The organism is Enterobacter cloacae complex sp. IR53041 (assembly GCF_049238285.1).
Lineage (GTDB): Bacteria > Pseudomonadota > Gammaproteobacteria > Enterobacterales > Enterobacteriaceae > Enterobacter > Enterobacter roggenkampii.
In genome coordinates, this window is sequence record NZ_JBMKHB010000027.1 from 45,567 (window position 1) to 69,089 (window position 23,523).

Below are 23,523 nucleotides of genomic sequence, written 5' to 3' on the forward strand. Positions count from 1 at the left end.
GTTACACCTGCGGGAAAATCAGCTCCAGAGCCTGAATTGAATCTTCCCAGTCGGCACGTTCAAAAATGCCTTGTTGCAAAAATGCCTCCAGCTGCGGCCACAGGGTAATCGCTTTGTCGAGCATCGGGTCGCTGCCTTTGGCATACGCCCCCACGCTGACCAGATCGCGGTTGCGCTGGAAGCTGGAGAGGAGTTGTTTAAAGTTACGCACGCGGGCGTAGTGTTTCTCGGTTATCAGCGCGGTCATCGCGCGGCTGATAGAGGCTTCAATATCTATCGCCGGATAGTGTCCGGCTTCGGCCAGACGACGAGACAGCACGATATGACCGTCAAGGATCGCGCGCGCGGAGTCGGCAATCGGATCCTGCTGGTCATCGCCTTCGGTCAGCACGGTATAGAACGCGGTGATGGAGCCGCCGCCGCTGATGCCGTTCCCCGCACGTTCCACCAGGGCAGGGAGTTTGGCGAAGACCGAAGGCGGGTAGCCTTTGGTCGCCGGTGGCTCACCGATAGCCAGCGCGATTTCACGCTGCGCCATCGCGTAGCGGGTCAGCGAATCCATGATCAGCAGCACGTGCTTGCCGCGGTCACGAAAATCTTCGGCGATGCGGGTGGCATAGGCTGCCCCCTGCATACGCAGTAACGGCGACACGTCCGCCGGTGCGGCAATGACCACCGAGCGGGCACGGCCTTCCGCACCCAGAATGTTTTCAATAAAGTCTTTTACTTCACGACCGCGCTCGCCGATCAGGCCCACGACGATAACGTCCGCCTGGGTGTAGCGCGCCATCATGCCAAGCAGGACGGATTTACCCACGCCTGACCCGGCGAAGAGGCCCATACGTTGCCCGCGTCCCACGGTCAGCAGGGCGTTGATCGGGCGCACGCCGGTGTCGAGCACATGCTCGATAGGGGTTCGCTGCAGGGGGTTAAACGGCTGGGTAATTAATGCGCCGGTTTCGGTGGTGTCCGGGGAGGGCAGCCCGTCGAGAGGCTTCCCGCTGCCGTCCAGCACGCGACCCAGCAGGGCAGGACCAAGCGGCAGCTGTTTCCCGCTTTGCAGCCCATCGCCGGACGTGTTTTTGGCATACACGCGCGCGCCGGGCAGAATACCTTCCACCTCTTCAAGCGGCATCAGGAACAGGCGCTGGCCGTTGAACCCGACCACTTCGCTTTCTACTTCACGCGTTTCCAGACCGTCCTGACGCTCAATCACGCAGGTCGCGCCCAGCGGAAGCTGCAGGCCGGTGGCCTCCAGGACCAGACCGGTGGCGCGCGTCAGCCGCCCATAACGACGAACAGAGGGCAGTTGCGCCATCTTCGTCTTAAAGTTGTCGAGCGTGGTGAGCCAGCGGGTGAGGCGTGCGGTCATCAGACGACTCCCGGTGCCGCCAGGCGACACAGTTCCTGCCAGCGGGTGGCGACGCTGGCATCCAGATCGCCTTCATCGGCAGAAACTTTGCAGCCGCCGTGATGTAACGACGGGTCGCCGCGCAGACGCCAGCCGTGCAGGTTTAGCGTCGCGCCCAGGCTCTCTTCCACGCGCTGCAGGTCGTCCGGGTGGACGCGCAGCTGCGGCTTACCGCTGAACAGCGGCTCCTGCTGCAGCAGACCCTGAATTTGTTTGATTAGCGCCGTGTTATCCACCACGGGCGTCTGGCCGATCACCTGACGCGCGGCTTCCAGCGCCATCTGCATCAGTCGCGAGGCAATCACGCTGTCCAGCGCGTCCAGCGTGTGCTGAAACTCGCTGACCAGCTGCTGCATGCGGGCATGGATCGGCGCCTGCTGCTGGCGCGCCTGATCGATACCGTGCTCTAACCCTTTCGCCAGGCCTTCCTGATACCCCAGCTCGTGGCCTTTCTGCCGGCCTTCGTTCAGACCGGCATTGTAGCCCTGCTCGTGCGCCTGCATTTGCAGCTGAGCCAGCATTTGCGCCTGCTGCTCCTCTTCGCTCAGCTCGGGCTGCTCGACGTCCGGGTCAAGCGCCTCGGTCGGGATCGCGGCTGGCGTGAACTCGGAGAGGGGAGGGGCCAGATCGTCCGGCGTCCAGCGCTTCCACGGCAGCTCATTAGACATAGGTGTCGTCTCCGCTGCCAATCACCATCTCGCCGGTTTCCGCCAGACGACGAACGATAAGCAGAATGGCTTTCTGTTCGTTTTCCACCTGAGACAGACGAACCGGGCCACGGTTGGCAAGGTCGTCGCGCAGGATATCGGCCGCACGCTGAGACATGTTGCGAAGGAACTTCTCGCGCAGCGGCTGCTCGGCGCCTTTGAGGGCGATAAGCAGCGACTCGGAATCCACTTCCTGGAGCAGGCGCTGGATGCTGCGGTCGTCCACTTCGACGAGGTTTTCGAACAGGAACATCTCGTCGATGATTTTCTGTGCCAGCTCGCCGTCGAATTCGCGAACCGCCGTAATGACGGCCTCTTCCTGCTGCGTTTTCATCAGGTTGATGATTTCTGCCGCCGTTCTCACGCCGCCCATTTTGCTGCGCTTGAGGTTCTGGCCGTCGAGCAGGTTGTTCAGCACCTCGGTCAGCTCCGCCAGCGCGGCAGGCTGAACGCCGCCGAAGGTGGCGATACGCAGCATCACATCGTGACGCAGACGCTCTTCGAACAGCGCCAGAATATCGGCCGCCTGACCACGTTTGAGGTGGACAAGGATGGTGGCGATAATCTGCGGGTGCTCGTCGCGAATAAGGTCGGCGGCACTCTGCGGTTCCATAAAGTTAAGCGTTTCGATACCGCTGGCGGTATCGCGCGTTTCCAGAATGTCTTCCAGCAGGCTGGCGGCACGCTCTTCGCCCAGCGCCTTGACCAGCACGGAACGCAGGTAGTCGTTGGCGTTGACGTTCAGCGCGGCAAACTGTTCGGCTTCCTGCTCAAACTCCGACAGCACTTCGGTCAGCTGCTTGTTGGAGATTTGACGCACGTTGGCCATCGCCGCACTGAGAATTTGCACTTCCCGCTGGGAGAGGTGTTTAAACACCTCTGCCGCGCGATCTTCGCCAATGGTCATCAGCAGGATGACGCTTTTATCGGTGCCCGTAAGCGTATTACTCATGTTCGTTACCCATCCACTGACGGATGACCAGCGCCACGACGCGCGGATCGTTATCTGACATTTCGCGAATGCGCTGGCTCATCACCTCGGCACCCATGCGCTGGTTAGCGCGGCGCTGCTGCATCTGTTCATCTTTGCTGAGGCGCACTTCAACCGCTTCTTCCGTTTCCTGACGCGCATTCATCTGCTCGCGAGCCGCTTTTTCGGCTTCAGCACGGCGCTGGAGCTGAGGACGAACGCCCTTGCGCCACAGCAGCCACGCGACAATCAGCACCAGCAGCCAGCGTCCTGCGGACATCAGCTGGTCGATAAACGCCTGCTGTTGCCAGAACGGCAGTTCACCGCCGGTCTCTTCCACCGAGTTGAACGGTGAGTTCACCACGTTGAGGGTATCGCCGCGCTTCTCGGAGTAACCCATCGCTTCACGGGTCAGGTTTTCAATCTGCTTCATCTGTTCGGCGGTCAACGGCAACGGTTTGCCATCCGCCAGCGTTTTGTAGTTCACCACTACCGCAACGGAGAGACGCTGAATATCGCCCACGTTCAGTTTAGTGTGGCGAATCGTCCTATCCACTTCGTAGTTCGTGGTTTCGTTACGGCTGCTGTTTCGTGGACCGCTGTTCGTCGCCGTTGAGGTGGTCTGCTGGTTATTCTGCTGGCCGTTCTGCTGATTGGCCGGCGGCGTAGAGATCGGCGCCGCGTTAGCCGGGGCAGGCTGGTTAGACAGCGCGCCCGGCACGCCGCCCGGGTTTGCGCCGCCAATCTGCTCGCTGGTGTTGATCTGGCGCGAACGCATCACCGCCTGCGCCGCATCGCCGTTCGGGCTGTACTGCTCTTCGGTTTGTTCTTTATTCGAGAAGTCGATCTGCGCGGTGACCTGCGCGTGCACGTTGCTGTTGCCCACCACCGGACCCAGGATCGCTTCGATACGACGCTGGAGACGGCTTTCCACATCAGCGGCATATTTCAGCTGCGCGTCATTCAGATCGCGACCGGCGGTATTGGATTGCGTCAGCAGGTGACCGCTCTGGTCAACCAGCGTCACGTTACCCGGCGGCAGACCGGCGACGGCGCTGGAGACGAGATGCGTCACCGCGCTGATTTGCCCTTCGTCCAGCGCGCGGTCTGGCTCAAGGTTCACGGTCACGGAAGCCGAAGGTGATTTCTGTTCGCGGACAAATAAGGAAGGTTTAGGCATCGCCAGGTGCACGCGGGCACTCTTCACCGGGCCTAATGTTTCAATGGTGCGGGCCAGCTCACCTTCCAGCGCACGCTGGTAGTTCACCTGCTCGCTGAACTGGCTGATACCGAATTTTTCCTGATCCAGCAGCTCAAAGCCTACCGCGCCGCCCTTCGGCAGCCCCTGCTGGGCCAGGCGAAGACGCAGTTCGTGCACCTTATCTGCCGGGACCTCCAGCGCACCGCCATTATCGGCAAAGCGATAAGGGATGTTCATCTGGGTCAGCTGGGTGACGATGGCGCCGCCATCCTGATCGGAAAGGTTACTGTAGAGCGTCCGGTAATCAGGGCTTTTCGCCCACAGGACCATCGCTACAAGGATCGCAATTGCGGCAGCGCCTGCCACGATCAACGGGATTTTAGGATTCGCGCGAAGGCGGTTCATCCACTCGAGTGATTTATTCTGCGGCGCTGTCGATGCTGTTGCACTCATTGCGCACCTCTTAAATCCTGGTGGTTTACGTTATTCGTGTAGAGAAACAAAACTGACTCCCGGGTCGGCAAACACGACAAATGTTCCATATTGATGGCCCTGCCATTATTTGATGATTCGTGATTTTCTATGCGTCAAATAACCTGGTTTTTTCATGCTATTTACCGCCATTATCTTATTGACAAGCTGTTAGTCTTGACCGCGTAAAAAACCATCCAGGGGAGAGTCATGGCTATACAGGGCATTGAAGGGGTAATCAGTCAGCTGCAGGCAACGGCGATGACGGCCCGTAATCAGAATGTGGCAGATCAGCAGCCGAGCATCAGCTTTGCAGGGCAACTGCATGCCGCTCTTGACCGTATCAGTGATACCCAGACCGCAGCGCGCACGCAGGCAGAAAAGTTCACCCTCGGCGAGCCGGGTGTGGCGCTGAATGATGTGATGACCGATTTGCAAAAAGCCTCGGTTTCCCTGCAGATGGGGATCCAGGTGCGTAACAAGCTGGTGTCGGCTTATCAGGAAGTGATGGGGATGCAGGTCTAAGACCTGTCGATCTTCGCTGGCAGCCGCAGCGCTTTAATGCCACAATATTTTTTTCTTCGAATGCAGGAAAGATGATGAAAAAAATAGCAATTGCTGGCGCGCTGCTGGCACTGACCGGGTGCGTTCAGGTCGATAATTATAAAGAGGTGATCAAGCATCCTGTCCCGGCGCATCTGGCGGGATACTGGCAGTCAAAAGGGCCGCAGAGCAAAATGGTCAGCCCTGAAGCGATTGCCACGCTGGTGGTGACGGAAGAGGGCGATACGCTGGACTGCCGTCAGTGGCAGCGCGTGATTGCCGTGCCGGGTAAAATCATGCTGCGTTCAGACAGTTATTACAACGTGACGCGCAAGCTGGATATTTATCCGCTGGAGCGCGATGGCTCGACGCTTGAGTACGACGGGCTGGAGCTGCAGAAGGTCGATCGCCCAACGGTTGAGTGTGCCGATTACCTGAGCAAGCATCCGCTGGAGAGTAAACTACCGTAGCCGTTTGTTGCCGGGTGGCGCTGACGCTTACCCGGCCTACAAAAGTGCCTTCGCGTAGGCCGGGTAAGGCGAAGCCGCCACCCGGCATTGTTTCTATAGCGCATCCTCAATTACCCACACGCTCACGCTTCCGCCTTTGCAGGTAAAAGTCCCTTCGCCATCCGCCGCCGTGGTGACCGTTTCTTCGCGATTGCCGATAAAATCCCGCCACGTTTTGTTGCCGTAGTTTTCCCCCAGGCAAATTACCTTCTCGCCGTCGTCCCCGTTCGACATCACCACCACGCAGCCGGGATCGTCTTCCGTGCCGCTGCGGCTGAAGGCGATGCAGTTAGGATGGTCAAAAAAGAGCGTCTGCACGCCGTGGGCAAAACGCTGGCGCGCGAGGATCAGCTCGTGGAGCTGCTCAATCACAGGCATATCAATATGGTACGTTTCACCGTCTCCACCCGTATCGTCATAGCTGGCGCCAAAGAGGTCAGGATAAAAGACGCTCGGCACGCCATTTTCCCGCAGCAGGATCAACGCATACGCCAGCGGTTTAAACCAGGCTTCGACCGGGGCTTCCAGCGCCTGCAAAGGCTGGGTGTCATGGTTTGCGACGAGGGTCACCGCATGAAACGGATCGGCTTCCACCAGCGTGCCGGTAAAGATTTGGCTCATGTCGTAATCCCGGCCCTGACGTGACGCCTCGTGGAATTTCATCTGCAGGGGGGCATCAAACAGCATGGTTTTGCCTTCGACCTGGTCGATATAGGCCTGAAGTTTATCCACCTCGTGAGACCAGTATTCCGCCACGATAAACAGCGGCTGGTCGGCGACCTCCTGGACGTGCTCAATCCACTCTTTGTAGAACCAGGCGGGAATATGCTTGACGGCGTCCAGACGAAAACCGTCGCAGCGCGTCTGTTCCATGACCCAGCGGGCCCAGTATTTGATCTCCTCGGTGACGGCGTGATTGCGAAAGTCGATATTTTCGCCCATCAGATAATCGAAGTTACCCATCTCATCATCAACCTGCTCGTTCCAGCCTTCACCGGTGTAGTCGTTGACGATTTTAAAAATGCCGTCTTCATCTGGGTTTTCAATGTGGTCGACGCCGCTGAAGCATTTGTAGTCCCAGATGAACTGGGAATATTGCCCGGCGCGGGCAGGGAAGGTGTAGCGGGTCCAGGCTTCACACTCGATGACCTCGTCATCGATTTGCGTGCGATCCTGCTCGTTCACGCGCTGAACGCGGACAGGCTCTTTTTCATCGGCACCCATTTTGTGGTTCACCACCACGTCCAGCAGCACGGCAATGTCGTTGCGCTTGAGGGCGTCGATGGCTTCCAGCAGCTGCGCTTTGTCACCGTATTTCGTGGCGATACTGCCTTTCTGGTCAAACTCGCCCAGATCGAACAGGTCATAGGAGTCATAGCCGACAGAATACCCGCCTGACGCGCCTTTATAGGCGGGCGGGAGCCAGATCATGTTAATGCCGATTTCGTTAAGATTGGGGGCTAACGCCGTGACCTCTCGCCACAATTCACCGCCAGCAGGGTAGTACCAGTGAAAACATTGTAACAGGGTGGGGTTTTTCATCGTCCGTGCTCCAGAAGCCGTTAAGCTGACTTCTGGAGTATGGGAGAAATTTGTGAAAACGATCAAAAAAAATTATTGTGAGGCGGTGGGCGCATCTGGTACCAGCACCACACCAGAGAGGTTTCCGTAAGCTGATGACAGGGAGTTCTGCTGAACACCGTTTTTAATCAATTTCTTAAGCTCCTCCATGCGGATATTGAGCAGGCGTTTAACCTCGTTTTCGTTTTCAATAACAATTCTCAGGACTTCCCGAATCTGAGGCGCGCAGGCGTCATCGGCAGTAAACTGCTCTTGTGATAAACTTTCCACAAGTTGTACATATTCAATTTCTCCTTCAACCAATTCATCCCATTTATTCTCGGTTGCCAACTTTAACATTTTCTGACTCACTGAACGAAGCAGTAACCATTTTTGCAAGGATGAATAGGACGCGCTCATTAATATTTTTCCTGGTTCGCTTTAGATGAATGTGGGGCAACCTCTTTCCACGCTTCGGAAATATTACTGAGGAGTGCATGCACTTCAGCTATCGCAGTCTGATCATTATGTAGATTTGCATGTAGTAAGCGACGAGTCATATACGCATACAAGCTATCAAGGTTCTCACAAAGCTCACGGTTTACATTAAAATCGAGGCCGGACTGCAAGCCGTTCGATATAATATTAATAGCTTTGGATAATGCCTGACCTTTCCCTGAGATATCACCCTGTTCTATCAGGATTTGAGCTCTCTTTAACGCGCTCAGTGCGCCATCAAAAAGCATATTCACAAGCTGATAAGGGGAGGCGCTTAACACTGCGCTCTCCACTTCTATGTTTGCATAAGCATTGATGCCCGTACGGCTATACATGCAAATTCCTTATTACGAATTCATGGCGGTAAACTGCTGCGACAGGTAATTTCCTGTATTGGTCAGTTTATTTACCAATGAGTTAAGCGAAGTGAACTGCTTCTTATAGCGTTCAATCGTATTGTTGATGCTGAGTGTGGTGCTGTCGATTCGCACTTTAAGCTTTTTCAGCGAGCTATTAATGCCATCGGTTGCACTCTGAACGACTCCGTCATCTGCCAGGAATTTTTTCAGCAGGTCATTGGTCTGTACGCCAAACCCGGTTTTCTCGCCATCACCGCCGAAGAATTGGGTCACGCTACCCGGTTTTTCGTTCAGGGCTTTGTCCAGCTTGGTGCTGTCAACGGTAAGTTTACCGTTCACATCCTGCGTAATGCCCATTGATGACAGCGTTGCGTAGTCTGTCGGTTGGCTGCTGATCACCATTGAACGCAGACGCGTCTGAATATTTCGCAGCGTACCGTCTCCCATCAGATCACCGTTGCTACTGTCTTGCGAAGTGCTGCCCTGATCAACCGCAGTATATTTCGTCTGTGAAGAAATCGTCGTTTGCAATGAGTTGTAAGCATCGACAAATGTCTGAATCGCTGTCTTCATTGCCGTATTATCACGCGCTACCGTTAATTGTTCAGGTTTATTTTCTTCGGTCTGTTTTGTCAGGGTTAACGTTAATCCATCCTGCGCATCTGAAATCGTATTACTGCTTCGCGTGATCGTAATGTCATTGATCTTTACCACCGCGTCAGCCGCCTTAACCGTTTGGGTCAGGCCATTTCCGGTCGTGGCAGCCGGATCGTACGCCAGATTTTGCTTAAGCTTATCATCGCCGGAGACTGTGACCGTCATGGCATTTGTTAACCCTGTATCCTTTGAGGTAAGAGACAGGTAATACGAATCATCGTCCGCTTTAATAATACTGGCCGTTACGCTGCCGTTTTGCTTGTTAATAGCGTCGCGAATGCCCGATAAGGATGTTTGATCATCCGTTAACGTGACGGTCATCGGTGTTTTTTGTCCGGGTTGCGTAATGGTAATCGTGCGGGAGTTACCCGCTGTAGTACCACCGATACTGTCTGTTTTATTGGTAAATTCTTTCGATGTCAGCGTTTGAGACTGAGCGAGACCGATCACCTCAATAGAATAATTGCCCGCAGGTACCCCCGCATCAACGGTGGCCGTAAACGCTGTGTTTTTACTGGTCACAGACGTCGTGGCAATTTTATCCGCTTTAGCAAGTGCTTCGGCTGCCGTTTGCACTTTTTGTAGCGAACTCTTGACCAGACCCCACGCAGTAAGCTGGGCTTTGTACGACGTCTGCTGAGTCGTTAACGGGGTTAAGCGCTGCTGCTCACTAGTTGAGAGTTGGTCCAACAGGGCACTCAGGCCCAGGTTTGAACCTGCATCAAGAGAACTAACACTTGCCATTACATTTTCCTTTTGAATGAGAACCAATGGAATGGGTATCGGCACATTGCCCAGGAAGTTTAGCGAAAAAGAAAAGTTATCAATTGCACAATAAAAAGACTTTTTAGGAAGCTATTCCACCGCTCAGTCAGGCCGTGGACCTTAGACAAGAAAAAAAGGAAAAGGAGCAGGGGGAATATTCAGAAAGAAAATAAAAAATACAGGGGATGTGAAAAAAATACCTAAAGGTTCGTTTTGGGCTGTCGATAACCTGGTTAACGGCGCGAAAGCCGTAGGCCAGCGGCCTGAAACTTAACACTTTATGAAGGATACTCAATTATGGCAGTAATCAATACTAACAGCCTGTCGCTGATGACGCAGACTAACCTGAACAAATCTCAGTCTTCTCTGGGTACAGCTATTGAGCGTTTGTCTTCTGGTCTTCGTATTAACAGTGCAAAAGATGACGCTGCTGGCCAGGCGATCGCCAACCGCTTCACCTCTAACATCAACGGCCTCACCGTTGCTGCGCGTAACGCTAACGACGGTATCTCTCTGTCCCAGACCGCTGAAGGCGCGCTGAGCGAAATCAACAACAACCTGCAACGTGTTCGTGACCTGACCGTTCAGGCGCAGAACAGCTCTAACTCTGCATCTGATATCGATTCCATCCAGTCTGAAGTTAACCAGCGCATGGAAGAGATCAACCGCGTAACCAAACAAACCGATTTTAACGGCATCAAAGTTCTGGATAACCGTACCGCAACTGATACAAGCTACGATTTCCAGGTCGGTTCTAAAGATGGCGAACAAATCAGTATTGCAATTCGTTCAAGTTCAGGTTGGAACCTGGCGACAGCAGGCGCTAACGGCACTTCAACGACTTCTATCAATACAAACCAGGCTGCGCTTACTACTGCTAAAACGGCCTATACCGCTGCTTACAATGCTGAAGTGACAGATAAATCTAAAGCTGCAGTAACTGGTGCCTCTACGGAACTTACTGCATACGCCAAAGCAGTTAATGGTTCGCAGGCCGAGAAAGATGCGTTGAGTGCCCTGAATACAAAATTAGGCTTGGACTCTTCTCAGTCAATCGATTCAGCTACTTTGGAAAAAATCAAAACAGGTTATGCTGCTTCCCCAGTAGCAGACGATAAAACCACTGCAGATGATGCCCTAAAGGCTTTGAGCGCTAAATCTTCTGCGGTAGTAGACTCAGCTAAAGCAAAAGGGACTACAGCAGCAGAAGCCACTCCGGGAGCAGTAGTTAATGGAAATCTGCGTACCGTTGCTGCAAAAGGTTTCGACGTATTGAACGGTACTGTTGATTCAACTGGCGCTACCGATGGTAACCCACTGGCTGATATTGATGCCGCACTGAAAGCGGTTGACACTCAGCGCAGCATCCTGGGTGCTTCCCAGAACCGTTTCGAATCTACCATTACTAACCTGAACAACACTGTGAACAATCTGACCGATGCTCGCAGCCGTATTCAGGATTCCGACTACGCGACCGAAGTGTCCAACATGTCCCGCGCGCAGATCCTGCAGCAGGCTGGCTCTTCTGTTCTGGCTCAGGCCAACCAGGTTCCGCAAACCATGCTGTCCCTGCTGCGTTAATTCGCAATTTGCCGACAAACCCCGCTTCGGCGGGGTTTTTTCTGTCCGCATACACGCGTAACCCCCCAAATAACCCCCCATTTCATCCACTATTCTCCCGATTAAAACCCCTCCAGAATCGGATAATCATGCCGATAACTCAACTAACGCAGGGCTGTTTATCGTGAATTCACTCTATACCGCTGAAGGTGTAATGGATAAACACTCGCTGTGGCAGCGTTATGTCCCGCTGGTGCGTCACGAAGCATTGCGCCTCCAGGTGCGCTTGCCGGCGAGCGTGGAACTCGACGATCTGCTACAGGCGGGCGGTATCGGGTTATTGAATGCAGTTGACCGATACGACGCTCTGCAAGGAACGGCATTTACGACTTACGCAGTTCAGCGTATTCGTGGTGCGATGCTGGACGAGCTGCGCAGCCGTGACTGGGTGCCACGCAGTGTTCGCCGCAACGCACGCGAAGTGGCGCATGCGATGGGGCAGCTGGAACAGGAACTGGGACGCAACGCAACGGAAACTGAAGTGGCGGATCGTCTTGGCATTGCTGTTGAAGAGTATCGTCAGATGTTGCTCGATACCAATAATAGCCAACTCTTTTCTTATGACGAGTGGCGAGAAGAGCATGGCGATAGCATCGAGCTGGTGACGGATGAGCACCAGCAAGAAAACCCGTTACACCATTTAATGGAAGGGAATTTACGCCAGCGCGTCATGGAAGCTATTGAAGCTCTGCCTGAACGCGAACAGCTGGTATTGACCCTTTATTACCAGGAAGAGCTTAACCTCAAAGAGATTGGCGCTGTTCTGGAGGTGGGAGAGTCGCGGGTGAGCCAGCTGCACAGCCAGGCCATTAAACGCTTACGAACCAAGCTGGGTAAGTTATAGGTGATTGATTCACCTTAAAAATGCCGCACAACGTATTGACAACCAGGAGTTATCATGACGGTGCAGCAATCTAAAAGACGGCCTTTAAGCCGCTACCTGAAAGACTTTAAACACAGCCAGACGCATTGCGCCCACTGTAACAAGCTACTCGATCGTATCACGCTGGTTCGCCGCGGCGAAATCGTCAATAAGATCGCGATTTCTCGCCTCGACACGTTGATGGACGAAGCAGCATGGCTCGAAGAGCAAAAAGAGTGGGTGTCGCTTTGCCGTTTCTGTGGCGATCTCCATTGCAAAGAGCAAAGCGACTTCTTCGACATTATCGGCTTCAAGCAGTTCCTGTTTGAACAAACGGAGATGAGCCACGGCACCGTTCGCGAATACGTGGTTCGCCTGCGCCGCCTCGGGCAACATCTGACCGTGAACAACATTTCCCGCGATCTGCTCAAAACCGGTTATCTCGACGAGAACCTGGAGCCGTGGCTGCCTGCGACCAGCACCAACAACTACCGGATTGCGCTGCGCAAGTACGCACAATATAAGGTACAAATGCCGGGTGCCATAAAGCAGAAAGCCCACGCCGGAACAACTTCTGATATATATTAAAAAAGAATAAGATGTAGCGCAGTCGCCTTTGACGTTGCAGGCGATTTCTCTACACTACGTAAAAATTCCACTATATCGGGGTATTTATGAAATTTGCACTTCTGGGTCGTCAGGCGCTGATGGGGGTTATGGCCGTTGCGCTGGTTGCGGGCATGAGCGTGAAAACGTTCGCCGCAGAAAACCTGCTGAATAAAGTAAAAGAGCGCGGTACGCTGCTGGTCGGGCTGGAAGGAACCTATCCTCCGTTCAGCTTCCAGGGCGATGACGGCAAGCTGACCGGTTTTGAAGTGGAGTTTGCTGAAGAGCTGGCAAAACACCTCGGCGTGAAAGCGTCCCTGAAACCGACCAAATGGGACGGTATGCTGGCGTCGCTGGATTCGAAACGCATTGACGTGGTCATCAACCAGGTCACCATCTCTGACGAGCGTAAGAAGAAGTATGACTTCTCCACCCCGTATACCGTGTCCGGTATTCAGGCGCTGGTGAAGAAAGGCAACGAAGGCACCATCAAAACGGCTGCGGACCTGAAAGGGAAGAAAGTCGGTGTCGGTCTGGGAACCAACTACGAAGAGTGGCTGCGCCAGAACGTTCAGGGCGTGGATATCCGCACCTATGATGATGACCCGACGAAATACCAGGATCTGCGCGTGGGCCGCACCGACGCCATTCTGGTTGATCGCCTGGCAGCACTGGATCTGGTGAAGAAAACCAACAACACCCTGGCGGTAGCGGGTGATGCGTTCTCTCGTCAGGAATCCGGCGTGGCCGTACGTAAAGGTAACGAAGACCTGGTGAAAGCGATTGATTCCGCGATTGCTGACATGCAAAAAGACGGTAGCCTGAAGGCGCTTTCCGAGAAGTGGTTCGGGGCAGACGTCACGAAATAAGTTTCTGACGTAAAAAAAGGCGCTTTTAAAAGCGCCTTTTTTATTTCTTACGCGTCTGCGTGCATAATGAAAAATATCACATTTTGTCTGAGTTACCGGAGCATCCATGTCACTACAGAATTTAACGCGCTTTCCCCGCCTGGAGTTCATCGGCGCGCCGACGCCGCTGGAGTATCTCCCGCGATTTTCTGATTATTTAGGGCGCGATATTTTTATTAAGCGTGATGACGTGACGCCCATGGCGATGGGGGGCAACAAGCTGCGCAAGCTGGAGTTTCTGGCGGCGGACGCCCTGCGCGAAGGCGCGGATACGCTCATCACTGCCGGGGCCATCCAGTCCAACCACGTTCGCCAGACGGCGGCCGTGGCGGCAAAACTTGGGCTTCACTGCGTGGCATTGCTGGAAAACCCGATTGGCACGCGGGCTGAAAACTATCTCACCAACGGTAACCGCCTGCTGTTAGACCTGTTTAACGTGCAGGTTGAGATGGTTGACGCGCTGACCGACCCGACCGCCCAGCTCGATGAGCTGGCGACGCGTCTGGAAGCGCAGGGTTTTCGCCCCTACGTTATTCCCGTCGGCGGTTCGAATGCGCTGGGCGCGCTGGGGTACGTGGAAAGTGCGCTGGAAATCGCGCAGCAGTGCGAGGGTGCGGTGAGTCTCTCCTCCGTCGTGGTCGCGTCCGGCAGTGCGGGCACCCATGCCGGGCTGGCGGTGGGGCTGGAGCAACTGCTTCCGGAGGTCGAACTGATTGGCGTGACGGTGTCCCGCAGCGTGGCGGATCAGAAGCCGAAAGTGGTTACGTTACAGCAGGCGGTCGCAGAGCAGCTGGAGCTGAAGGCCACGGCCGATATTCTGCTCTGGGATGACTATTTTGCGCCGGGTTACGGCATGCCGAACGAAGAGGGAATGGAAGCGGTGAAACTGCTGGCGCGCCTCGAGGGCATACTGCTCGATCCGGTCTATACCGGCAAAGCGATGGCCGGACTGATCGACGGCATTGCGCAAAAACGCTTTAAGGATGAAGGGCCGATTTTATTTGTCCATACCGGCGGAGCGCCTGCGCTGTTTGCCTATCATCCTCATGTCTAAAAATCAGGTCGAAAAATAATAATGCAAGAAAGTATTCAACTGGTTATTGATTCTCTGCCGTACCTGCTGAAAGGTGCGGTATTTACGTTGCAGCTCAGTATCGGCGGGATGTTCTTTGGGCTGGTACTGGGATTTATACTGGCCTTAATGCGCTTGTCGCCTGTCCTGCCGGTGCGCTGGCTGGCGCGCTTTTATATCTCCGTGTTTCGCGGCACGCCGCTTATCGCCCAGCTCTTTATGATCTACTACGGCTTACCGCAGTTTGGTATCGAGCTGGATCCGATTCCGGCGGCGATGATTGGCCTGTCGCTCAATACCGCGGCGTACACCTCCGAAACCCTGCGTGCGGCCATCTCCTCCATTGACAAAGGGCAGTGGGAAGCGGCGGCCAGTATCGGGATGACGCCCTGGCAGACGCTGCGCCGGGCCATCCTGCCGCAGGCGGCACGCGTGGCGCTTCCGCCGCTCAGCAACAGCTTTATCAGCCTGGTGAAAGATACCTCCCTGGCGGCAACGATTCAGGTTCCGGAGCTTTTCCGTCAGGCACAGCTCATCACCTCCCGTACGCTTGAGGTCTTTACCATGTATCTGGCCGCTTCGCTAATTTACTGGGTGATGGCGACGGTGCTCTCTGCTCTGCAAAACTACTTCGAAAACCAGCTTAACCGCCAGGAGCGTGATCCAAAATGAGTGCAATTGACGTCAAAAACCTGGTGAAGAAATTCCACGGTCAAACGGTGCTCCACGGGATCGATCTGGAGGTCGAGCAGGGCGAAGTGGTGGCGATTATTGGACCGAGCGGTTCGGGAAAGACGACGCTGCTGCGCAGCATTAACCTGCTTGAACAGCCGGAAGGCGGTACCATCCGCGTCGGGGAGATCACGATTGATACCGGGAAATCCATCAGCCAACAGAAAGGGTTGATTCGCCGCCTGCGCCAGCATGTCGGCTTTGTTTTCCAGAACTTCAACCTTTTCCCGCATCGTACGGTGCTGGAGAACATCATCGAAGGGCCGGTGATCGTCAAAGGTGAGCCTAAAGAGGAAGCGACCGCGCGGGCTCGCGAACTGCTCGCCAAAGTCGGGCTGGCGGGGAAAGAGACCAGCTATCCGCGTCGCCTGTCGGGCGGGCAGCAGCAGCGCGTGGCGATTGCGCGCGCGCTGGCGATGCGCCCGGACGTGATCCTGTTTGATGAACCGACCTCTGCGCTCGATCCGGAACTGGTGGGCGAGGTGCTGAACACCATTCGCCAGCTGGCACAGGAGAAACGTACGATGGTGATCGTGACCCATGAAATGAGCTTTGCGCGCGATGTCGCTGACAGAGCCATCTTTATGGATCAGGGACGGATTGTGGAGCAGGGGCCAGCGAAAAGCCTGTTCGCTAACCCTCAACAGCCTCGAACCCGTCAATTCCTTGAAAAATTCCTTATGCAGTAGCATTTTTGCACGCATTTGCTCCAGAAATTGACTCTGGAGCAAATTATTCTCCCTCTGCGCGAGGGCTTCTGTTTTTTTATTCCATCCAGATCGGATAAACCTTATCGATAGTAAAGTTAATTGTGCTATTGCCGATATTTTGTGGCTAGAAAAAAGTTTTATGTGTTAGCTTATATTCACCATAATAATGATTATCTGTTCAGAGGCTTCATTTAGTAAGTATGAAGGATTTAGACTTTTTCACCTGGCGACGGGATTGCTCCCTCCGGTTTCAGGAATTGACCTGTGCCGCCGAGGTATATCAGGAGCTGGAGCGACAAACTCAGGCGCTGGAATTCGATTATTACGCGCTCTGCGTGCGCCATCCCGTGCCATTTACCCGCCCTAAGATCTCCCTGCAAACCACTTACCCAAAGTTGTGGATGGCGCAATATCAATCCGCGAACTATTTCGCGATTGATCCGGTTTTAAAACCGGAGAATTTCATTCAGGGCCATCTCCCCTGGACAGATGCATTATTCGCCGAGGCGCAGGAATTATGGCACAGCGCCCAGGATCACGGTTTACGCTCGGGAATAACGCAGTGCCTGATGCTGCCAAATCATGCGCTTGGTTTCCTGTCAGTGTCTCGTACGCGTGTACAGGAAGGGCCATTAGCCCATGAAGAAATAGAGCTGCGGTTGCAAATGCTGGTGCAAATGGCCTTAACCTCGCTGATGCGTTTTGACGATGAGATGGTCATGCCGCCGGAAATGAAATTCAGCAAGCGCGAGCGTGAAATTCTGAAATGGACTGCGGAAGGGAAGACGTCAGCGGAAATAGCGATCATTCTCTCGATCTCAGAGAATACCGTTAACTTCCATCAGAAGAATATGCAGAAGAAATTCAACGCGCCCAACAAGACGCAGATCGCGTGCTATGCGGCGGCAACGGGACTGATTTGACGCAGTAAAACGTTCTGCGTGACAGACGAGCGAACGGCTGAATGCACTGCATCCAGCCGTTTTTTGTTACTGACGGTACGCTTGCTTGATTTGCTTAACGGTGTTAGCAAATACCGCTGATTCAGCCTGGTCTTCCATCTCCGCGATTTGTTTTTCCATTTTAATGATCACACGACCGGCATCAGCCTGGCCCATCGCCTGCAGCATCAGCGTTAGCAGCGCTTTCAGGCAGTTTACTTCCTGTGCCAGTTCCTGGTTATTCTCCGCAGTGGCAAATTCAGGTGTGCTCATTTATTTTCCTCATTATTAAACGGCGCTAAAGCGCGACGACGAAAGTCAAGGCGGCGGAGTATACCACAAGCTGAAGCAAAAAATGCAGCGGTTGTTTTTCGTACTTTTACGCCGATGTTTAATTGCGTAAACAGATCGTACCGGTAAACTCAATCCGCTAATGATTATTAATTGTTTAAGTCGGGTTCGCTTGCCGTTAATTATTGTTACAAAAAGTTGAACCCTGTTTTTGCGCAGGTTAAGCCAGCCCGTTTTTTGTAACTTTTTGAATACAGATGGTTAAAAAAAGCTGCAAGAGGCCTGAATGCACGGGCTCTCTTTCCACCGCCTGTACAGCCTAATTTCCAAAAACGAGAGCAAAATCGAATAGCCGGTTTTTTAACGTTTTAATCTTGTCAGGAAAACCGTTAATATAAACCAAATTATCACACAGTAGCGTTATCCCTATTCTGGAGACATTTCCTTTGATCAACGTCCTTCTTGTTGATGACCACGAACTGGTGCGCGCAGGGATACGACGCATTCTTGAAGATATTAAAGGTATTAAAGTTGCCGGTGAGGCATGCTGTGGCGAAGATGCGGTAAAATGGTGCCGTACCCACTCCGCCGATGTGGTGCTGATGGATATGAACATGCCCGGTATCGGTGGTCTTGAAGCAACACGCAAAATCGCGCGTACCTTTGTAGACACTAAAGTCATTATGCTGACGGTGCATACCGAAAATCCACTGCCCGCGAAAGTGATGCAGGCGGGCGCGGCGGGTTACCTGAGTAAAGGTGCTGCACCACAGGAGGTCGTCAATGCTATCCGTTCCGTGTATGCCGGACAGCGTTATATTGCGTCCGACATCGCTCAGCAGATGGCGCTGAGTCAGATCGAGCCCGAGAAAACCGAATCACCCTTTGCCAGTTTGTCCGAGCGTGAATTGCAGATTATGCTGATGATCACCAAAGGTCAGAAGGTGAATGAGATCTCGGAACAGCTGAATCTCAGCCCGAAAACGGTAAACAGCTATCGTTACCGGATGTTCAGTAAACTGAACATTCATGGTGACGTCGAACTGACGCATCTGGCCATCCGACATGGTTTGTGTAATGCGGAGACGTTGTTAAGTCAGTGAGTGATGTGTTCGATTCAAAAGCATTTCTGAAAACCGTAACCAGCCAGCCTGGCGTCTATCGCATGTATGACGCTGGCGGTACGGTTATCTATGTGGGGAAGGCAAAAGATCTTAAAAAACGTCTCTCCAGCTATTTTCGCAGTAACCTGGCCTCCCGTAAGACCGAAGCGCTGGTCTCACTCATTCAGAATATTGATGTTACCGTCACGCATACGGAGACAGAAGCGCTGCTGCTTGAGCACAACTATATTAAGCTCTACCAGCCGCGCTATAACGTCCTGTTGCGGGATGATAAATCCTACCCGTTTATCTTTCTGAGCGGCGACACCCATCCGCGCCTCGCCATGCACCGTGGTGCAAAACATGCGAAGGGTGAATATTTCGGGCCGTTCCCCAACGGCTATGCCGTGCGAGAAACGCTGGCGCTGCTGCAAAAAATCTTCCCGATCCGCCAGTGTGAAAACAGCGTTTACCGTAACCGCTCGCGCCCGTGCCTGCAGTACCAGATTGGCCGCTGCCTGGGGCCGTGCGTGGCCGGGCTGGTCAGTGAAGAAGAGTATGCCCAGCAGGTGGAGTATGTGCGCCTGTTCTTAGCAGGCAAGGACGATCAGGTGTTAACGCAGTTGATCGCGCGGATGGAAAAAGCCAGCGCCGCACTCGAATTCGAAGAGGCCGCGCGTATCCGCGACCAAATCCAGGCGGTGCGAAGAGTCACGGAGAAACAGTTTGTCTCAAATACCGGTGACGATCTCGACGTCATCGGCGTGGCCTTTGACGCCGGAATGGCCTGCGTGCACGTGCTGTTTATTCGCCAGGGCAAAGTGCTCGGCAGCCGCAGCTATTTCCCGAAGGTCCCTGGCGGTACCGAACTGGGCGAAGTGGTGGAAACCTTTGTCGGCCAGTTCTATCTGCAGGGCAGCCAGATGCGCACGCTGCCTTCTGAGATCCTGCTCGATTTTAATCTTGACGATAAAACCCTGCTGGCCGATTCGCTCTCTGAACTGGCGGGGCGCCGGGTCAATGTTCAAACCAAACCGCGCGGCGATCGCGCGCGCTATCTGAAGCTGGCGCGAACCAACGCGGGAACGGCGCTGAGCACGAAGCTGTCGCAGCAGTCGACGGTGAACCAGCGTTTAACGGCCCTGGCAGCGCTGCTGAAGCTGCCGGAAGTGAAACGGATGGAGTGTTTCGACATCAGCCATACGATGGGGGAACAGACGGTCGCGTCCTGCGTGGTGTTTGATGCTAACGGTCCGCTGCGCGCCGAGTATCGCCGCTATAACATCACCGGCATCACGCCGGGCGATGACTATGCGGCGATGAATCAGGTGCTGCGTCGTCGCTATGGTAAAGCCATAGAAGAGAGCAAGATCCCCGATGTGATCCTGATTGACGGCGGGAAAGGGCAGCTCGGCCAGGCGAAAGCGGTATTTGAATCGCTTGATGTCAGCTGGGATAAAAACCATCCGCTGCTGCTGGGCGTCGCAAAAGGGGCCGATCGTAAGGCCGGTCTGGAGACACTGTTCTTCGAGCCGGAAGGTGAGGGCTTCAGCCTGCCGCCGGACTCTCCGGCGCTGCACGTCATTCAGCATATTCGCGATGAATCGCACGATCACGCCATCAGCGGTCACCGCAAAAAACGGGCGAAGGTGAAAAACACCAGCTCACTCGAGACGATCGAAGGCGTGGGGCCAAAACGTCGCCAGATGCTGCTGAAGTATATGGGCGGATTGCAAGGATTACTCAACGCCAGCATGGAGGAAATTGCAAAAGTGCCGGGTATTTCGCAAGGGCTGGCAGAAAAGATCTACTACTCGTTGAAACATTGAGGGCTCTGTAGCAACATAGAGCTAAATTTTACTGACAACAAATAGTTACCGTCACTATGCAATATAACATCCCTACGTTGCTCACTCTTTTTCGTGTTGTGCTCATCCCGTTCTTTGTGCTGGCGTTTTACCTGCCGGTTGTCTGGGCACCCTTTGCCTGCGCATTGATCTTCCTTATTGCAGCGGTAACAGACTGGTTTGATGGCTATCTGGCGCGCCGCTGGAATCAAAGCACCCGTTTCGGTGCCTTCCTCGATCCGGTGGCGGATAAAGTGATGGTCGCGATTGCGATGGTGCTGGTGGCTGAGCACTATCATATCTGGTGGGTGACGCTGCCTGCGGCAACCATGATCGGCCGTGAGATTATTATCTCTGCGCTGCGCGAGTGGATGGCTGAACTGGGGAAACGCAGCAGCGTGGCGGTTTCCTGGATTGGTAAAGTGAAAACGACGGCGCAGATGGCGGCGCTGGTCTGGATGCTGTGGCGTCCGAACGCCTGGGTTGAGTGGGCGGGGATTGGCCTCCTGTGGGTGGCGGCAGTGCTGACGCTGTGGTCAATGCTGCAATATTTGAACGCTGCGCGCGGAGATTTGCTTGATCAGTGATCGTTTCGCCGTAATTTTCAGCAAACGATCCGGGGATGCAAAAAATAACGTTGACTCATAACGTCATATCAGTAGAATGCAACGCATCGAACGGCGGCACAGTCAGCCGGACGATAATGAAATCAAGTAGTTAGACATTTACTTGATGGCATGCGGGAATAGCTCAGTTGGTAGAGCACGACCTTGCCAAGGTCGGGGTCGCGAGTTCGAGTCTCGTTTCCCGCTCCAGATTAAAGACATGCGCATTAGCGGGTGTCAGTTTGAAAAGTTTTACGGCGCGTTAGCAAAGCGGTTATGTAGCGGATTGCAAATCCGTCTAGTCCGGTTCGACTCCGGAACGCGCCTCCACTTTCTTCCCTGGCCGGATGGTGGAATCGGTAGACACAAGGGATTTAAAATCCCTCGGCGTTCGCGCTGTGTGGGTTCAAGTCCCACTCCGGCTACCATGGGAAAAAGCAGAATAATCAAAGCAATAAGCAGTGTCGTGAAACCACCTCCGGGTGGTTTTTTTGTGCCTGAAATTCATGTCCTGTGCATATCCTGTGCTCACGGGGTGCGATGAGCTGCAATCTTCAGCCAGGCAATGCCGAATCGAACGTGTCGCCTCCAGCATAGAGAACCAGGTCGCTTTGCCTGTTTTCCGGTACTCTTCCGGGAAGGGGGCCCTGCTGAGCAAGCTGTAATGCTCTAGCCACCCTGAGTACAAAGTTGCTGAATTCGTGCAATCACCTCATCTCTGTACTTCTGGTGTCCGCGCATAGCCCTTGGATGGGCAATTCTGAAACAGATTGCATTACCTGTTTTGAACTCCCATAGCTTCCCCGGAATGACTGAAGAAGTCTCATAGCCGCCCAGCTCAGTAAGCACCTGTTTTATGATGTAGTCTGTTCTCCAGGCTCCAGATGCAAAGATGATGAAATCAGGCTCAAGGTGTTTAATTTGTACCGCCAGCAGCTTCAGCGAGGCTAATATGACTTCCTGCACTTCATTTTGAGGGCGATTGAGAGGGGTCAGTCCGTCGTAATCCCACGCCAGTAGATTGGCATACACGATAGCCTGAGGAGGAATATTAAGCTCCCGGGCCAGCCTGAAATGATATTGCGTGAAGCGGCTACGTGATTTGAGGTTGGTGGTGCCATAATTTTGTACCGGAAGATGTTTCCTGTAACGATCTACAGCTTCTTCAACCACCTGCCCGATGGTGACGTCAGGTATAAGTCCCAACACCCGTGATATCGTATTCTTACCATTCAGCGTATTCCAGCCTGCGGTTTCTCGTCCAACCAGCATGATTTTTACCGGTGAATGCCAGTATTCTTCAAACGGCACGGGTAAAAAGACGCCTGAGTATTTATCTTCATTCAGGTTAAATGACTGGGCGTCAACTTCCTGTAATATCCGTTTGTACGCGTCTAATAGCCTTTCCATTCTTCAATCCTGCCCCGTAATAAAAACACCTTCAGATATATATTATTTTCATGATATCAATTAGATACATGAGGATAAATATGCAAAAATCCTTCCGATTCACCAATTCATCCATCAAAGCCCTTCCGGCAAACACAGATACCCGATCTACAGAGCTTGAGGTATCCGATACTGAGGTCATTGGCCTCAAATGCCTCTCAGGTCGAACGGGTAACAAACGTTTCCTCCTGCGCTACACATTCCACGGTACCAAAAAAAGTATCAGTATTGGCAGATTCCCTGAAATTGATGTGGGGACAGCCCGTCAGATAGCTCGTCGTCACAAGGAGGCGATTGCACTGGGAAATGACCCTAAGGCAGAACGCGATAATTATCGTGCTATGCCAACGCTTAGTGAGTTTTTTCACCAGACCTATGTTCCGTTCATCAAGCGCCATAAAAAGTCCTTGGATAAGGATGTTCAGCGTTTCACGCAATACATTGAACCTCGTCTGGGGAAGATACGTTACTGCGACCTTCGGGCCCGGGAAATCCAGCAGGTGGTTTTCGACATGCTTGAGGGTCGTATTCACGGCCAGCAGTATGCACCGTCTACCTGTAACAGGGCACTGGCTATTCTGAAAACTATGGGGCGTTATGCGCTACGACAGGATGTCTTAGAGAAGAATGAAGCCGATAAGATCCCTTTGCTGAAGGAGAATAATCAGCGGACGCGCTTTTTTGACGCCGATGAGATCAGAAGGATCCTCGACGCTGCGGCACGATACCCCAATAAGGCAGCCGGGGGACTGATAGCCATGCTGCTGTTAACCGGCACACGCAAATCAGAAATGCTGAATGTCATGCACAAACATATTGATCGGGATAACAGGTCGTTATTCATTCCTTATACTAAGAATGGTCGCAGCAGAACTGTGTATCTCAGTGATGTTGCATTATCCATTATTGATTCGATCCCACGGGCTGGCAGCAACCCCTATCTGTTTGCCGTAAAAGATAATGGAAAACCAATATCAGAACCCCGGTGGGCCTATGAAAAAATACTGGCAGAGTGCGGGATAGATAAAAGTGGGTGATGCTGCCAACTTACTGATTTAGTGTATGATGGTGTTTTTGAGGTGCTCCAGTGGCTTCTGTTTCTATCAGCTGTCCCTCCTGTTCAGCT

The 23,523-nt window shown here is 53.6% G+C and carries 23 protein-coding genes, 3 tRNA genes and 2 pseudogenes; 17 read left to right on the plus strand and 11 right to left on the minus strand.

Annotated elements, in window-relative coordinates:
* Position 1: 1 nt before the first annotated feature.
* The 4 genes from fliI to fliF are packed head-to-tail and all read right to left on the minus strand — an operon-like array spanning position 2 to position 4,742.
* Entirely contained in the window at positions 2 to 1,372 is a 1,371-nt protein-coding gene (fliI, locus tag ACOTXF_RS17930) for a flagellar protein export ATPase FliI (RefSeq protein WP_234115297.1), read from the minus strand.
* Positions 1,372 to 2,079 carry a flagellar assembly protein FliH gene (gene fliH, locus ACOTXF_RS17935; RefSeq protein WP_008500326.1) on the minus strand — a complete coding sequence of 236 codons (708 nt, stop codon included), beginning with the start codon at positions 2,077 to 2,079 and terminating at the stop codon, positions 1,372 to 1,374. The genes fliI and fliH overlap by 1 nt, the downstream gene beginning before the upstream one ends.
* Complete coding sequence (gene fliG, locus ACOTXF_RS17940) at positions 2,072 to 3,070, minus strand: flagellar motor switch protein FliG (RefSeq protein ID WP_008500327.1); 999 nt, start codon at positions 3,068 to 3,070, stop codon at positions 2,072 to 2,074. Before fliG ends, fliH begins: the two co-directional genes overlap by 8 nt.
* Positions 3,063 to 4,742: a flagellar basal-body MS-ring/collar protein FliF gene (fliF, locus tag ACOTXF_RS17945; RefSeq protein WP_249577567.1), complete on the minus strand. Its 1,680-nt coding sequence runs from the start codon at positions 4,740 to 4,742 to the stop codon at positions 3,063 to 3,065. The genes fliG and fliF overlap by 8 nt, the downstream gene beginning before the upstream one ends.
* A gap of 228 nt (positions 4,743 to 4,970) precedes the next feature.
* On the opposite strand from fliF, the gene fliE reads away from it, so the two are divergent.
* Both fliE and yedD read left to right on the plus strand, forming a co-directional pair.
* Positions 4,971 to 5,285, plus strand: a complete 315-nt coding sequence (gene fliE, locus ACOTXF_RS17950; protein WP_008500329.1) for a flagellar hook-basal body complex protein FliE — start codon at positions 4,971 to 4,973, stop codon at positions 5,283 to 5,285.
* 74 nt (positions 5,286 to 5,359) lie between these two features.
* The gene (yedD, locus tag ACOTXF_RS17955) at positions 5,360 to 5,773 is read left to right on the plus strand and encodes a lipoprotein YedD (protein ID WP_023293875.1); all 414 of its coding nucleotides are present in this window, start codon (positions 5,360 to 5,362) and stop codon (positions 5,771 to 5,773) included.
* A gap of 93 nt (positions 5,774 to 5,866) precedes the next feature.
* Here the strand turns inward: yedD and amyA are convergent, their stop codons facing one another.
* From amyA to fliD, 4 genes are all read right to left on the minus strand, one after another.
* Positions 5,867 to 7,354, minus strand: coding sequence for an alpha-amylase (gene amyA, locus ACOTXF_RS17960; RefSeq protein ID WP_103142258.1), 1,488 nt, complete (start codon positions 7,352 to 7,354; stop codon positions 5,867 to 5,869).
* Positions 7,355 to 7,426: 72 nt separating this feature from the next.
* Positions 7,427 to 7,792 (minus strand): flagellar protein FliT, encoded by a 366-nt coding sequence (fliT, locus tag ACOTXF_RS17965; protein ID WP_039025586.1) that lies wholly within the window; start codon positions 7,790 to 7,792, stop codon positions 7,427 to 7,429.
* Positions 7,792 to 8,205, minus strand: a complete 414-nt coding sequence (gene fliS, locus ACOTXF_RS17970) for a flagellar export chaperone FliS (RefSeq protein ID WP_039025587.1) — start codon at positions 8,203 to 8,205, stop codon at positions 7,792 to 7,794. The genes fliT and fliS overlap by 1 nt, the downstream gene beginning before the upstream one ends.
* Positions 8,206 to 8,217: 12 nt before the next feature.
* Entirely contained in the window at positions 8,218 to 9,630 is a 1,413-nt protein-coding gene (gene fliD / locus ACOTXF_RS17975) for a flagellar filament capping protein FliD (RefSeq protein WP_039025588.1), read from the minus strand.
* Positions 9,631 to 9,948: 318 nt separating this feature from the next.
* Here fliD and ACOTXF_RS17980 point away from each other — a divergent pair, with 318 nt between their 5' ends.
* The 8 genes from ACOTXF_RS17980 (at position 9,949) to sdiA (ending at position 17,084) form a co-directional block, all read left to right on the plus strand.
* The gene (locus ACOTXF_RS17980) at positions 9,949 to 11,232 is read left to right on the plus strand and encodes a FliC/FljB family flagellin (RefSeq protein WP_265101817.1); all 1,284 of its coding nucleotides are present in this window, start codon (positions 9,949 to 9,951) and stop codon (positions 11,230 to 11,232) included.
* A 163-nt stretch (positions 11,233 to 11,395) separates the two neighbouring features.
* Complete coding sequence (locus ACOTXF_RS17985; RefSeq protein ID WP_008500338.1) at positions 11,396 to 12,115, plus strand: RNA polymerase sigma factor FliA; 720 nt, start codon at positions 11,396 to 11,398, stop codon at positions 12,113 to 12,115.
* A 54-nt stretch (positions 12,116 to 12,169) separates the two neighbouring features.
* Positions 12,170 to 12,721, plus strand: a complete 552-nt coding sequence (fliZ, locus tag ACOTXF_RS17990; protein ID WP_234115299.1) for a flagella biosynthesis regulatory protein FliZ — start codon at positions 12,170 to 12,172, stop codon at positions 12,719 to 12,721.
* Between the two features lie 86 nt (positions 12,722 to 12,807).
* Positions 12,808 to 13,608 carry a cystine ABC transporter substrate-binding protein gene (gene tcyJ, locus ACOTXF_RS17995; RefSeq protein WP_021240470.1) on the plus strand — a complete coding sequence of 267 codons (801 nt, stop codon included), beginning with the start codon at positions 12,808 to 12,810 and terminating at the stop codon, positions 13,606 to 13,608.
* A gap of 106 nt (positions 13,609 to 13,714) precedes the next feature.
* Positions 13,715 to 14,701 (plus strand): D-cysteine desulfhydrase, encoded by a 987-nt coding sequence (gene dcyD / locus ACOTXF_RS18000; protein WP_023344448.1) that lies wholly within the window; start codon positions 13,715 to 13,717, stop codon positions 14,699 to 14,701.
* A gap of 21 nt (positions 14,702 to 14,722) precedes the next feature.
* A complete protein-coding gene (gene tcyL, locus ACOTXF_RS18005; protein ID WP_008500342.1) occupies positions 14,723 to 15,391 on the plus strand; it encodes a cystine ABC transporter permease in 669 nt (222 codons plus the stop codon).
* The gene (gene tcyN / locus ACOTXF_RS18010) at positions 15,388 to 16,140 is read left to right on the plus strand and encodes an L-cystine ABC transporter ATP-binding protein TcyN (RefSeq protein ID WP_008500343.1); all 753 of its coding nucleotides are present in this window, start codon (positions 15,388 to 15,390) and stop codon (positions 16,138 to 16,140) included. Before tcyL ends, tcyN begins: the two co-directional genes overlap by 4 nt.
* A 221-nt stretch (positions 16,141 to 16,361) precedes the next feature.
* A complete protein-coding gene (gene sdiA, locus ACOTXF_RS18015; RefSeq protein WP_008500344.1) occupies positions 16,362 to 17,084 on the plus strand; it encodes a transcriptional regulator SdiA in 723 nt (240 codons plus the stop codon).
* Between the two features lie 66 nt (positions 17,085 to 17,150).
* Here sdiA and ACOTXF_RS18020 read toward each other — a convergent pair whose 3' ends face one another.
* Both ACOTXF_RS18020 and ACOTXF_RS18025 read right to left on the minus strand, forming a co-directional pair.
* Positions 17,151 to 17,375, minus strand: coding sequence for a DUF2594 family protein (locus tag ACOTXF_RS18020; protein ID WP_008500345.1), 225 nt, complete (start codon positions 17,373 to 17,375; stop codon positions 17,151 to 17,153).
* Positions 17,376 to 17,400: 25 nt separating this feature from the next.
* Positions 17,401 to 17,469 (minus strand): annotated as a pseudogene (locus tag ACOTXF_RS18025) (hypothetical protein); the annotation flags it as partial.
* 370 nt (positions 17,470 to 17,839) lie between these two features.
* On the opposite strand from ACOTXF_RS18025, the gene uvrY reads away from it, so the two are divergent.
* From uvrY to ACOTXF_RS18055, 6 genes are all read left to right on the plus strand, one after another.
* Positions 17,840 to 18,496: a UvrY/SirA/GacA family response regulator transcription factor gene (gene uvrY, locus ACOTXF_RS18030; protein WP_023293888.1), complete on the plus strand. Its 657-nt coding sequence runs from the start codon at positions 17,840 to 17,842 to the stop codon at positions 18,494 to 18,496.
* On the plus strand, positions 18,493 to 20,325 hold the full coding sequence (gene uvrC / locus ACOTXF_RS18035) for an excinuclease ABC subunit UvrC (RefSeq protein WP_234115300.1): 1,833 nt from the start codon (positions 18,493 to 18,495) through the stop codon (positions 20,323 to 20,325). Before uvrY ends, uvrC begins: the two co-directional genes overlap by 4 nt.
* A 56-nt stretch (positions 20,326 to 20,381) precedes the next feature.
* On the plus strand, positions 20,382 to 20,930 hold the full coding sequence (pgsA, locus tag ACOTXF_RS18040) for a CDP-diacylglycerol--glycerol-3-phosphate 3-phosphatidyltransferase (protein WP_059359311.1): 549 nt from the start codon (positions 20,382 to 20,384) through the stop codon (positions 20,928 to 20,930).
* A 152-nt stretch (positions 20,931 to 21,082) separates the two neighbouring features.
* A tRNA-Gly gene (locus ACOTXF_RS18045) sits at positions 21,083 to 21,158 on the plus strand.
* Between the two features lie 46 nt (positions 21,159 to 21,204).
* Positions 21,205 to 21,278 (plus strand) — tRNA-Cys (locus ACOTXF_RS18050).
* Between the two features lie 11 nt (positions 21,279 to 21,289).
* A tRNA-Leu gene (locus tag ACOTXF_RS18055) sits at positions 21,290 to 21,376 on the plus strand.
* A 241-nt stretch (positions 21,377 to 21,617) separates the two neighbouring features.
* Here ACOTXF_RS18055 and ACOTXF_RS18060 read toward each other — a convergent pair.
* Positions 21,618 to 22,358, minus strand: coding sequence for a hypothetical protein (locus tag ACOTXF_RS18060; protein ID WP_234115301.1), 741 nt, complete (start codon positions 22,356 to 22,358; stop codon positions 21,618 to 21,620).
* 80 nt (positions 22,359 to 22,438) lie between these two features.
* Between ACOTXF_RS18060 and ACOTXF_RS18065 the strand changes: the two are divergent.
* A pseudogene (locus ACOTXF_RS18065) lies at positions 22,439 to 23,428 on the plus strand (integrase arm-type DNA-binding domain-containing protein); the annotation flags it as partial.
* Positions 23,429 to 23,523 lie beyond the last annotated feature (95 nt).